12 protein-coding genes are annotated in these 11,575 nt (G+C 75.2%); 6 read left to right on the top strand and 6 right to left on the bottom strand.

Annotation, left to right across the window (positions count from 1 at the left end):
• The coding region (locus tag PSR1_RS17040) for an MFS transporter (protein ID WP_152643373.1) at nt 1-724 on the bottom strand (724 nt) is incomplete at its 3' end.
• Between the two features lie 86 nt (nt 725-810).
• Between PSR1_RS17040 and PSR1_RS17035 the strand changes: the two genes are divergently transcribed.
• Nucleotides 811-1,716 carry a LysR family transcriptional regulator gene (locus tag PSR1_RS17035; RefSeq protein ID WP_059438655.1) on the top strand — a complete coding sequence of 302 codons (906 nt, stop codon included), beginning with the start codon at nt 811-813 and terminating at the stop codon, nt 1,714-1,716.
• Nucleotides 1,717-1,779: 63 nt separating this feature from the next.
• Here the strand turns inward: PSR1_RS17035 and PSR1_RS17030 are convergent, their stop codons facing one another.
• Together PSR1_RS17030 and msrA are read right to left on the bottom strand one after the other, a co-directional pair.
• On the bottom strand, nt 1,780-2,709 hold the full coding sequence (locus tag PSR1_RS17030; RefSeq protein ID WP_237758094.1) for a cytochrome c3 family protein: 930 nt from the start codon (nt 2,707-2,709) through the stop codon (nt 1,780-1,782).
• Between the two features lie 208 nt (nt 2,710-2,917).
• The gene (gene msrA / locus PSR1_RS17025) at nt 2,918-3,559 is read right to left on the bottom strand and encodes a peptide-methionine (S)-S-oxide reductase MsrA (RefSeq protein WP_059438653.1); all 642 of its coding nucleotides are present in this window, start codon (nt 3,557-3,559) and stop codon (nt 2,918-2,920) included.
• A 128-nt stretch (nt 3,560-3,687) separates the two neighbouring features.
• Between msrA and PSR1_RS17020 the strand changes: the two genes are divergently transcribed.
• Nucleotides 3,688-3,960, top strand: coding sequence for a hypothetical protein (locus tag PSR1_RS17020; protein ID WP_059438652.1), 273 nt, complete (start codon nt 3,688-3,690; stop codon nt 3,958-3,960).
• A 51-nt stretch (nt 3,961-4,011) separates the two neighbouring features.
• On the opposite strand, the gene PSR1_RS17015 is transcribed toward PSR1_RS17020, so the two are convergent.
• The 3 genes from PSR1_RS17015 to speA all read right to left on the bottom strand — a co-directional run bounded on the left by PSR1_RS17015 (nt 4,012) and on the right by speA (nt 6,744).
• A complete protein-coding gene (locus tag PSR1_RS17015) occupies nt 4,012-4,215 on the bottom strand; it encodes a dodecin (protein WP_059438651.1) in 204 nt (67 codons plus the stop codon).
• A 97-nt stretch (nt 4,216-4,312) separates the two neighbouring features.
• Nucleotides 4,313-4,741: a DUF1992 domain-containing protein gene (locus tag PSR1_RS17010; protein ID WP_059438650.1), complete on the bottom strand. Its 429-nt coding sequence runs from the start codon at nt 4,739-4,741 to the stop codon at nt 4,313-4,315.
• 38 nt (nt 4,742-4,779) lie between these two features.
• On the bottom strand, nt 4,780-6,744 hold the full coding sequence (gene speA / locus PSR1_RS17005; protein ID WP_059438649.1) for a biosynthetic arginine decarboxylase: 1,965 nt from the start codon (nt 6,742-6,744) through the stop codon (nt 4,780-4,782).
• A gap of 89 nt (nt 6,745-6,833) precedes the next feature.
• Here speA and PSR1_RS17000 point away from each other — a divergent pair, with 89 nt between their 5' ends.
• The 4 genes from PSR1_RS17000 to PSR1_RS16985 form a co-directional block, all read left to right on the top strand.
• Nucleotides 6,834-8,699, top strand: a complete 1,866-nt coding sequence (locus tag PSR1_RS17000) for an ABC transporter ATP-binding protein (protein ID WP_059438648.1) — start codon at nt 6,834-6,836, stop codon at nt 8,697-8,699.
• A 3-nt stretch (nt 8,700-8,702) separates the two neighbouring features.
• Nucleotides 8,703-9,308 (top strand): class I SAM-dependent methyltransferase, encoded by a 606-nt coding sequence (locus PSR1_RS16995; RefSeq protein ID WP_059438647.1) that lies wholly within the window; start codon nt 8,703-8,705, stop codon nt 9,306-9,308.
• Between the two features lie 9 nt (nt 9,309-9,317).
• A complete protein-coding gene (locus tag PSR1_RS16990) occupies nt 9,318-10,565 on the top strand; it encodes a hypothetical protein (RefSeq protein ID WP_059438646.1) in 1,248 nt (415 codons plus the stop codon).
• A 66-nt stretch (nt 10,566-10,631) separates the two neighbouring features.
• Nucleotides 10,632-11,575 (top strand): DUF1570 domain-containing protein (locus PSR1_RS16985; protein WP_152643372.1); only part of this gene is annotated, 944 nt, incomplete at its 3' end.

Genomic DNA, 11,575 nt, shown 5'->3' with positions numbered 1-11,575 from the left:
CCGCCATGGAGAGGGCCGAGCCGAGCGCGCGCCGGCGCAGCACCGGCTCGCCGGCAGCCAGCGCCCCGAGCGAGCGGAGCAGCGCGACGTAGCCCGGGCCGGCCGGGCCGCGCCAGCGCGGCAGCCGGCGCCACAGCGGCAGGCCAGCGCCGAGCGCCAGCGCCGCCCACGCCGCGTACACGGTGCGCCAGCCCCACGCGCCGGCCACCACGCTGGAGATGGGGCGCGCCAGGAGGATCCCCAGCATGAGCCCGCTCATCACGTCGCCGACCACCCGCCCCCGCCGCTCCGGGGGCGCGAGGTGCGCGGCGAGCGCCACCAGCACCTGGATGACGCTGCAGCTCGCGCCGAGCAGCAGCGCGGCCGCGAGGAATGTGGCCGGTCCGGGCGCCGCCGCGGCGGCCGCGGCCGCGACCGCGTTCGCCCCGAGCAGCCGCAGCGCCAGGCTGCGGTTCTCCAGCACGTCGCCGAGCGGGACGAGCAGCACCAGCCCGAGCGCGTAGCCGAGGAACGTGGCGGTGACCGCCGCCCCCGCCCAGCCCGGCGACATCCCGAGCGCCGGCCCGATGCTCCCGACCAGCGGCTGCGCGAGGTACAGGCTGCCGGCCGGGACCCCGACCGCGATGGCCATGGCGGCCACCAGGCTGCGAGTGGGCCCTGGCGCGGCGCTGGCCGGTGGCGAGGCGATGGCTGGGGCGGTGCGGGCGGCGGTCGAGCGCGGCATGCGGAGCCTCCGGAGGTCGAGCCGGAGACCTAGGCGGCGGCGCCCCGCGGCGAACCCGGGCGGCGCGGGATAGACTCTCTCGCCGCATGGGAGAATCGGTCGGACGGCTGGCGGACCTCGAGGCGTTCGTGGCGGTGGTGGAGCACGGGAGCCTCACCGCGGCGGCTCGCGCGCTGGGGCGCTCGCTGCAGGCGGTGAGCCGGTCGCTGGCGGCGCTGGAGCGCGACCTGGGCGTGGAGCTGGTGCGCCGGACGACGCGCCGCTCCAGCCCCACCGCGCCGGGGCTCGCCTACTACCGGCGCGTCCGGGCAGCGCTGTCCGACCTGGACGATGCGCGGCGCGAGGCGGCGGAGGGGCACGCCGAGGCCACCGGCGTCCTGCGGGTGGGCGCGTCGTCGCTGTTCGGCCCGGGCCAGGTCGTGCCGGCGCTGGCGGCGTTCCTCGAGCGCCACCCTCGGCTGGAGGCCGACCTCCAGATCAACGACCGCTTCGTGGACCTCATCGCGGCCGGGCTGGACGTGGCGATCCGGATCGGCAGCCTCTCCGACTCCACCCTGCGCGCGCGGCGCATCGCGGCGCTGCGCCAGGTCTACTTCGCCGCCCCGGGCTACCTCGCCCGCGCCGGGCGTCCGGAGCGGCCCGACGACCTGGCACGCCACGCCTGCCTGGTGTGGACCGGCTACCGGCGCGGCGCCTCGTGGCCGTTTCGCGTCGAGGGAAAGGACGAGCGCGTGCAGGTCGGCGGACGGCTCCGCACCACCTCGCTCACGGCGGCCATCGAAGGTGCGGCGCGCGGGCTGGGGATCGGCGCCGCCACGCTGTGGCAGGTCCGGGCGCACCTGGATCGTGGCGCGCTGGAGCTGGTCCTGACCGACTTCGAGCCCCCGCCGGTCCCGGTGCACGCGCTGTGGCCCGCCTCGCGGACGCCCCCGGCGCGCACGCGCCTGTTCGTGGAGTTCCTGGCGGAGCGCTTCCGGGCCGAGCCGCCGTGAGCGTGTCCGACCGCGCCCGATCGACGGAGGCGCGCGGTCCCGATCCGGCCGGTGTCGGGGCTTCTACCGCGCGAACTGCTCCAGCCGGTACCCCGACGTCACGCTGAAGGCGAACATCACCCCGCCCTCCCGCTCGCCGAGGTCGTCGCGGCGGCGCACCAGCTCGGAGACGCCCGCGAACGAGAAGGTGAGCGTGTCGAGCCAGGGGACGGCGCGCCGCCAGGCCAGGCCGACCCGCGCGCCCAGCGCGGGCATGAGCACGACCGTGCTCCCGGCGGCGTCCACGCCGCCGATGCCGACGAGCTGGAGCGCGACGCGCTCGTGCACCGGGAGCTCGGCCCCGCCGCCCACCATGAAGAGCACCCGGCCCTGGTCGCGCCCGCCCACCCAGTCCAGGCTGTGCGTGAGGAGCGCGCGGTCGTAGTGCGAGGTGAGGCGGACCGAGGGGCCGGCGACGAGGTCCTGGCCCGAGCCGCCGAGGACGGAGAGGCCGGCCTCGAGCGTGCGCACGAACGGCGCCAGCGCCGGCCCCGGCTCCACCTCGCCGGCGGCGCCGTGGGGCAGCGACGGCACCGCCGCGGCGCCCCTCGCCACGCCGCCGGTCACCCCGCCGGCGGAGGGCGCCGCCGACATGAGCGGGCGCGCCTCGCCGGCCCGGATCACCGCGCCGGCCGGGGGCTTCGGCGCCGCCTCGGCCACCACCGGCGCCTCCTTCGGCGGCGCCACCACGTGGCAGCCGCGGCAGTCGGTCGGCCCCTTCGCGAGCTGCACGTGGCAGCTGCGGCAGGTGTCGTGGGCCAGCCTGGGCGTGAACTCGATCTTGGTGACCGCGCCGTTCCCGTGGCAGGACTTGCAGGAGATCTTCCGCGCGAGGTGCGCGGCGTGATCGAGCGTGACCGTGCCGTAGGTCTTGGTCGTCCGGACGACCGTCGAGGGCGGCGGCGGGAGCGCCGTGATGACCACCCCGCCGGCGGCCTCCGGGACCGACGCCACGCGCGCTCTCTCGGGGGGAGGCTGGGGCGTCGCGGCGAGCGCCAACGCCAGGAACGCTGCGAGCGGCGCCACGGGCATGGCGCGCACCATACCCGAGGTGCGGCGCCCTCCGACAGCCCCGCCACCGCGGCACGCGGCCGTGCGCGCAAAGGTTTCGCGCCGCCTGCGCTGGATCAAGCGCACGCCGCCGGACCGGCGCGCCCGCGGCTCAGCGCGCGGCGAACGCGGGGCAGCTCACCCCGGTGCCGCCGATGCCGCAGTAGCCCTCCGGGTTCTTGGCCAGGTACTGCTGGTGATACTCCTCGGCGTAGTAGAACGGCGGCGCGTCGCGGAGCTCGGTGGTGATCGCCCCGCCCCCGCGCGCCGCGAGCGCGGCCCGGTACGCCTCGCGCGACGCCTCCGCCAGCCGCCGCTGCGCCTCACCGTGCGTGTACACGGCGGAGCGGTACTGCGTCCCCACGTCGTTCCCCTGCCGCATGCCCTGGGTCGGGTCGTGCGACTCCCAGAACACCTTCAGGAGATCGGCGTACGAGACCGTGGCCGGGTCGAACACCACGCGCACGACCTCGGCGTGCCCGGTGCGGCCGGTGCAGACCTCCCGGTACGTCGGGTTGGGCGTCTCGCCGCCCGCGTAGCCGACCGCGGTCGCGTACACGCCGGGCAGGCGCCAGAACACGCGCTCGGCGCCCCAGAAGCAGCCGAGGCCGAAGTCGGCGAGCTCCAGGCCGGCGGGGAACGGAGGGACGATCCGGTTGCCGTTGACGAAGTGGTGCTCGGGGACGGGCATCGGCGCGTCGCGGCCGGGGAGCGCCTCGCCGGCCGCCGGGAGCGTGGGCTTCTTCGCGAACATGGGAGGGGATGTAACGGGCGCGCCACGAGCGGCGCCACCCGCCCGAGGGCACCCCACGTGACGCTTTCCCGCCGGCGGGGCGAGGCCGTCAATGGCGCCCGCAGCTCCCCTGAACCAGGAGACGGACCATGAAGCGCCTCGCACTCGCCGCCCTGCTCGCCGGCCTCGCCGCGCCGGCGCTCGGCGCCACGAAGACGTACCAGGTCACCGCCCCGGTGGTGGAGGTCGGCGACGAGAGCATCACCGTGCAGAAGGGCAAGGAGAAGTGGGAGATCGCCCGGAACGCCGACACCAAGCTCACCGGCGAGGTGAAGAAGGGCGACAAGGTGACGATCGAGTACCGCATGACCGCCACGAGCATCGAGGTGAAGCCCGGGAAGGCCGCCGCGAAGGCGAAGTAGCCCGCGCGCGCTCCCGGGCCCCGCGGCCCGGGAGCGCCGCCGCGTCCCGCCTCACTCCAGCTTGAAGCCGATGCGCAGCGTCACCTGGAACTCGGCCACCTTGCCGTCCTTGATGGCGCCGCGCTGCTCGGCCACCTCGAACCAGCTCATGTGCCGCACCGTCCGGCCCGCCTCCTCGATCGCGGCCCGGGTCGCCTCCGCGAAGCTCACCGGGGACGTCCCGACCACCTCGATCTTCTTGTAGACGCCGCTCATCTCGGCTCCTCTCCCCGGCCGCGCGCCGGCTTGGTTGACGGTCGGTCACCATGATGCGCCGCCGCCGCGAGGTCCGCAGACGCCCTGGTGGGTCCGTTCACCGTGGGCGGAGGCCCGGCGCCGGGGTGGCCGCGGCGCGGCGCGCCCGCCAGCGCTCCAGCGCCGCCTCCACGTCGAGCGGCGCGAGCGTGGTGGGCGGGCCGGCCACCGCGGTCCGGTTGATGCGGCGGATGCGCGCGTTCAGCGCCTCGAGGCGCTCGCGGACCACCCGCTCGTCGTCGAGCCGCTCGATCCCGGCCAGCACCGCCTCGGCCTCGTGGCGGATCGCGATCGCGTCGGGCAGGGAGGAGAGCCCCTCGCGCTTCAGCTTCTCCTTGATCCACCAGGCCTCGGGCAGCTCGCCGCCGGTGAGCGGCAGCGGCTTGCCGGCGCCGGAGAGGCGCTCGAACGCGCCCTCCTCCTGCGCCTCGCGGATGAGGCGCTCCACGAAGGTCTCGTGGCTCTCGCCCTGCCTGCGCCGCGCCACGCCCGATCCATTGCGCCGCGGGCGCGCGGGCGCAAGCGCTACACGCCGCCCAGGTACGTGTAGCCCTTCATCACCGCCTCGTAGAAGTCCTGCAGGCTCACGCCCTCCTTCGGGCGGATGGCGCCTTCCTTCACCTTCTGGTCGAGCGCGGCCTTCACGCGGCGGAACAGGTCGGCGGGCTCGTACTGCACGCGCGAGAGCACCTTCTCGATGGTGTCCCCGGGGATGACCTCCTCGATGTAGAAGTCCTCCGGGTCCTCGTCGTCCACGAACACGTGGATCTCGTTCACCCGGCCGAACAGGTTGTGCATGTCGCCCATGATGTCCTGGTAGGCGCCGGTCATGAACATGCCGAGGTAGTACGGCTCGCCGGGGCGGAGCGCGTGGAGCGAGAGCGTCTCGTCCACCCCCTCCCCCTCGATGAAGCGGTCGATCTTCCCGTCCGAGTCGCAGGTGATGTCCACGATGGTCGTGTCGCGGGTGGGCGCCTCGCCCATCCGGTGCAGCGGCACGATCGGGAAGAGCTGGTCGAAGGCCCAGTGATCCGGCGCGCTCTGGAAGAGCGAGAAGTTCGCCATGTACTGGTCGGCGATCTTGTCGCCCAGGTCCTTGGTCTCGCGCGGCGGCCGCTTCTTGCCGCGGTTCATGTCGGCGATGCCGCGCACCAGCTTCCAGAACAGGCTCTCCACCACGGCGCGCTCCTCCAGCCCGAGGATGCCGAGCTTGAACATCTGGAGCGCCTCCTCCTTCTTGGCGGCGGCGTCGTGGTAGGTCTCGGCGCGGTTGCGCGGGGTGAGCGAGGAGACGATCTCGCGCATCTCGCGGACCACCTTGGCCTCGTTCGGCTCGGGCTCGGAGGCCTTGGCGATCTCCTCGGCCGAGCCGATCTCGATGTGCCCGAACACCGGGATGATGATGCAGGAGTGGTGCGCGGTGACCGCGCGGCCCGACTCCGAGACGAGGTGCGGCTCGGGCACGCCCTCGTTCATGCAGACGCGCTGCACGTTGTAGACGACGTCGCCCACGTACTCGTCCATCGAGTAGTTCACCGACGAGGCGAAGTCGTTGGTGCGGGTGCCCACGTAGTCCACGCCCAGGCCGCCGCCCACGTCGAAGTACTCGATGGGCAGCCCCATCTTCCGCAGCTTGGCGTAGACGCGGGCGCCCTCGTTGACCGCGTCCTTCACCACCCGGATCTCGGTGAGCTGCGAGCCGACGTGGAAGTGGAGGAGCTTCGCGCAGTGCTCCTTGCCGGCCTCCTTCAGGATCCGCACCGCCTGGATCAGCTCCGGGACGGTGAGGCCGAACTTGGCGAAGTCGCCGGAGGAGCCCTCCCACTTCCCGGTGCCGCGGGTGGTGAGCTTGGAGCGCAGCCCGACCATCGGGTCCACGCCCATCTCCTCGCCCAGCCGCAGCAGCTGCGGCAGCTCGGAGAGCTTCTCGATCACCACGATCACCTTGCGGCCCAGCTTGCGCCCGAGCAGCGCCAGCCGCAGGTACTCCTCGTCCTTGTAGCCGTTGCAGATGGTGAGCGCCTCGGGGTCGGCGTTCATCCCGAGCACCACCAGCAGCTCGCCCTTCGAGCCCGCCTCGAGGCCGTAGTGGTACGGCGCGCCGGCGTCGACGATCTCGTCGACGACCTCGCGCATCTGGTTCACCTTGATCGGGTAGACGCCGAAGTAGCTCGCGCCGTAGCCCATCTCGGCGACGGCCTTGCCGAACGCCTCGTTGATCTGCTTCACCCGGGCGCGCAGCACGTCCTGGAACCGGACCACGCACGGGAAGCCGATGTTGCGCTCGCGGATGTCCTCGACCACGTCCATCAGGTCGATGGTCGGGCCCGGCTGGCCCATGGGGTGGACGGCGACGTGCCCCTTCTCGTTGATGGAGAAGAAGCCGGCGCCCCAGCCGCTCACGTTGTAGTACTGCGCCGCGCGCTCGATGGACCAGTCCGCGGCCGCCATCGCCGTCGTCGCGTCGCTCCGCTGCTCGGGGATGCTCATGTCGCCGCTGATCTACGACACCGCGGCCGAGAAATGAAGCGTCGCGCCCGTCGACTTCGCGGGCGCCGTCCGCTAAGGAACGATCCCCGGTGACCCCGCGCCACGCCCGCCCTCCCCGCCCCGCCGCCGACGCCTCGCTCCGCGGCCGGATCGCGGGCGCCCGGACCGTGTTCCGGCAGGTCCCGGGCACGCTGCGGCTGGTGTGGGACACCGACCGCCGCAGCGCCCTGGCGGTGGCGGCGCTCACGCTGGTCTCGGCCCTGCTGCCCGCGGCGGTCGCCTGGGTCGGCAAGCTCATCGTGGACGGCGTGGTGGCCTCCGCCCGCAGCGGCCTCGCCGCCGACCGGGTGCGCGTGCTGTGGCTCGTCGCCGCGGAGGCCGGGCTGATGGGCCTCCAGCTGGCGCTCGCCCGGCTCCTCGGGATGCTGCGCGAGCTGATGCGCGCCGGCGTCGGCAACGTCATCAACGAGCGCATCCTGGAGAAGGCGGTCGAGCTCGAGCTCCGGCACTTCGAGGACGCCGAGGTCTACGACAAGATGCAGAACGCCCGGCGGGAGGCCTCCGCCCGGCCGCTCTCCCTCGCCATGCAGGCGTTCGCGATCGGGCAGAACGCCGTCACGCTCGCGGCGCTGTCCGGCCTGCTCCTCCGCCTCTCCCCGGCGAGCGTCCTCGTCATCGTGGCCGCGTCCATCCCGGCGTTCGTGGCCGAGGCCCGCCTCTCGGCCGAGTCGTTCCGGGTGAACACCTGGCGCGCACCCGAGGGGCGCAAGCTCAACTACCTCGAGTGGATCCTGACCCGCGACAGCCACGTGAAGGAGGTGAAGCTGTTCGGGCTGGGCCCGCTCGTGCTGGGGCGCTACCGGGCGCTGTTCCGCAAGTTCTTCGAGGAGGACCGGCGCATCGCCATCCGCCGCATGCGCGCCGGCGTGGCGTTCGGGCTGGTCTCGCTGGCCGCCTTCTACGGGATGTACGCGCTCATGGCGGGCCGCGCCGCCCAGGGCGCCATCACCCTCGGCGACCTCACGCTCTACATCGCGGTGTTCCGGCAGGGCCAGGGGGCGGTGCAGGCCATCCTCTCCGCCATGGGCGGCATGTACGAGGACGCGCTGTTCATGTCCAACCTGTTCGCCTTCCTGGGCATCCCGACCGGCGGCGAGGCGCCGCGGGTCCGGCCGGCGCTGTCGCCGCCGCGCGGCCGCCCCGGGGCGCTCGAGCTGCGCGACGTGTCCTTCCGCTACCCGGGCAAGCAGGAGTGGGCGCTCCGGAACGTGACGCTCACGCTCGCGCCCGGCGAGAAGCTGGGCCTGGTGGGCGAGAACGGCGCGGGCAAGAGCACGCTGGTGAAGCTGCTGCTCCGGCTCTACGAGCCCACCGAGGGCGCCATCCTGTACGGCGGGGTGGACCTGCGCGACATGGACCCGGCCGACCTGCGCGGCCGGATCGGCGCGGTGTTCCAGGACTTCGTGCGGTACCAGTTCACCGCCGCCGAGAACATCGGCCTCGGCAACCCGCTCCACGTGGACGACCGCCCCCGCATCGAGGAGGCGGCCCGGCGCGGCGGGGCCGAGCCGGTCATCGACGCGCTGCCGCAGCGCTACGACACCGTGCTGGGCGGCTGGTTCGAGCGTGGCCACGAGATCTCTGCCGGCCAGTGGCAGAAGCTGGCCATCGCGCGGGCGTTCATGCGCGAGGCGGAGGTGCTCATCCTCGACGAGCCGACCGCGTCCATCGACGCGGAGGCCGAGCACGAGCTGTTCCACCGCTTCCAGGCGCTCGCCGCGCACCGCTCCGCCATCGTGATCTCCCACCGCTTCTCGACCGTCCGCATCGCCGACCGCATCGGGGTGCTGCACGGCGGGCGCCTCGAGGAGCTCGGCACGCACCAGGAGCTGATCGCGCGGGACGGCCGGTACGCCCACCTCTTCCACCTGCAGGCGCAGGGCTACCTGGACTGACGGATGCGCGGCCTCGAGCAGATCCCCTGGCTCTACGACCTCGGCCTCTCGCTCGCCGAGCGCGGGGTGGTGGGGCGCTGGCGGCGGTGGCTCGCCGGCGGCGCCCGCGGCCGGACGCTCGACCTCGGCACCGGGACCGGGCGCAACCTGCCGCTCGCGCCGGGGGAGGTGCGCATCCTGGCGCTCGATCCCCACCCGCAGAACCTGGCCCGCGCCCGCCGCCGCGGCCCGGGCGTGCCGATGGTCCGGGCGAGGGCCGAGGCGCTGCCCTTCCGCGACGGGGCCTTCGACACGGTGCTCTGCGCGCTCGTGCTGTGCAGCGTGGAGGACCCGCCGCGCGCGCTCGCCGAGCTGCGGCGCGTGCTCCGGCCCGGCGGCGACCTGCGCGCTATGGAGCACGTGCGCCCGGCCGGCCTCGCGGGGCGCATCCACGACCTCCTGCAGCCGGCCTGGACCTGGGTGACCGGCGGCTGCCACCCGAACCGCGACACCGAGCGGGCCATCGCCGACGCCGGCTTCGCGCTCGTCCCGGCGAGCCGCGAGGCCCGCGGCAACCTGCGCCGCCTGGAGGCGCGCGCGCCCCTGTCGCGCGGGCCCGACTCCCGGTAACGTCGTCGCGTGCGGCCCGACCGACGCCTCCGCCCGCTGCGCGCCCTCGCCGCGGCGCTGCTCACCGCGGTCGCGGCGCCTGCGACGGCCGCCGAGCCGCCGGAGCCGGACGCGCCGCCGGCCGCCGCGCCGTCCACGCCCGCGCCGTCCACGCCCGCACCGCCGGCGCCGGAGGCGACGGCACCGGCCGCGCCCACGCCATCGCCGCCGGCCGAGGCCGGCCCCGAGACCACGCCGGCGCCGCCGCCCGATCCCTCCGTCGCGCCCAAGGACGCCTCCCCGCCCCCGTACGCCGAGGACACCTGGCTCGACGTCGGCCACGCCTTCCTCGAGGAGCGGCTGTTCGCGCCGGTGCTGGTGCTCGACCGGTTCTTCTCCGACGAGCGCGACCTCGAGGCCGAGCGCGCCCGCTCGTTCCTGCGCGTGCGCAACGCGCTCCGCGTCCACCAGTACGGCACGCCCGCGTACGCGCTCGACGTCCGGGCGGTGCTGCGCCTGCCCGGGCTGAACCGGAGGCTGGAGCGGCTCCGCCTGGTGATCGTGGGCCAGGCGGAGGACGTGGTGAACGGGTTCTACCCGGAGCTGACCGGCGCGACGCCGCTCGGCCCGAACCAGCAGGGCGCCGCCAACGCGGAGCTGCGCTACGGCGCCTGGGACGGCCTCTACTCGCACGTGGACCTCGGCACGGGCCTCCTGCTCGAGCTCCCGGTCGGCGCGTTCGGGCGGGTGCGCTACCGGGCGTCGGTCCCGCTGGGCCGGTGGGTGCTGGGTCGCATGGCGCTGGCGGGGTTCTGGCGCACCGACACGCGGCTCGGCACCTCGCTCGACGCCTCGGTCGAGCGCCCGCTCCGCTCCATCGCGCTCGTGCGGCTCGCCGGCACCTCGCGGCTCACCCAGCGCAGCCGCGGGATCGAGTGGGGCTCGGAGCTGGCCGGCCTCCGCGCGCTGGGCCCGCGGACCGCGGTGTCGCTGGCCGCCTCGGTGGAGGGCGCCACCGACGCGCCGACGGACGTGGACCGCTACCGCGTCTACGGCCGCTTCCGGCGCGACCTCTACCGGCGCTGGATCTTCTACGAGCTGGAGCCGGAGGTGGCCTGGCCGTGGGAGGCCGAGCGCGGCGGGCGCTTCCGCGAGTTCGCCATCACCTTCCGGCTCGAGGTGCAGCTCCAGGGCAGCGAGCCGCCGGTCGAGCCACCGGCCGAGCTGCCCGAGCCGCGCGACCCGCCCCACCTCCGGCCGCCGCACGCCACGCCCTAGGCCGCCTCCCGCGTCGGGAGGGGGGGCTTGCGCAGGCGCCCGCCGGCGCGCGTACGATCCCCGGTCATGCGGTCACCCCCGGCCGCCGCGTCCGTTCCGCTCGTGCTCGCCGCGCTCCTCGCGCAGGCGTGCGCGGCGCCCGCGCGCACCTTCCGCTGCCCGGAGCACGGCGGCGCCCCGTGGCGCGAGCTCACCAGCGACCACTTCGTGCTGCGCACCGACCTGGGCGCGCCGGAGGCCGCCGCCCTGGTGGCGCGGCTGGAGCGGCTGCGCGCCGGGGTCGCGGCCACGCTCGGCGCGCCGTCGCTCGGCACGCCCGCGCCCGAGGACGAGGCGCGCGTCGAGGTGATCGCCTTCCGCACCGACCAGGAGTACCGCCCGTTCGCGCCGGACGGCGCGGAGGGCTACTACCTGCGCTACGCCGGCGGCCCGCCGCGCATCGTGCTGTCGGGCGCGATCGACCGACGCCAGCGCGCGCTCCTCGCGCACGAGCTGACGCACCACTACCTGGCCGGTGCGCTCCGGCGGCAGCCGCGCTGGTTCGCCGAGGGGCTGGCGGTCTACATGGAGTCGCTCGGCGACGACCCGGGCGTGCGCGCGCTCCACGTGGGCGCGCCCCCCGCCGACCGGCTGGCGCGGGCGCGCGCCTCCCCGGTCCCGGTCCGCGAGCTGCTGGCGTGGGACGGCGGCCCGGGCGCGCGGCCGGCGCTCGACGACTACGCCGCGAGCTGGCTGCTGGTGCACTGGCTGGCGCACCGCCGGTCCGAGGCGTTCGGCGAGCTGGAGCGGCGCCTGGCCGAGGGCGAGGCGCCGGCGCGGGCGTGGACCGCGGCGCTGCCCGACCTGGATCCGGCCGTCCCCGGCGCGCTGGAGCGCCTCGACCGCACGCTCGCGGAGTACGCCCGCGGGCCGCTCGAGGCGCGGCGCCGCGAGGCCGAGGTGCCGGTGGCGGTCGGCTACTTCGAGCGGGCGGTCGCGCCGGTCGAGGTGCACGCGCTGCGCCTGGCGCT

The organism is Anaeromyxobacter sp. PSR-1 (assembly GCF_000964525.1).
Lineage (GTDB): Bacteria > Myxococcota > Myxococcia > Myxococcales > Anaeromyxobacteraceae > Anaeromyxobacter.
The sequence above is the reverse complement of the archived record's forward strand: the minus strand, read 5'-3'. Positions and strand labels throughout refer to the sequence as shown.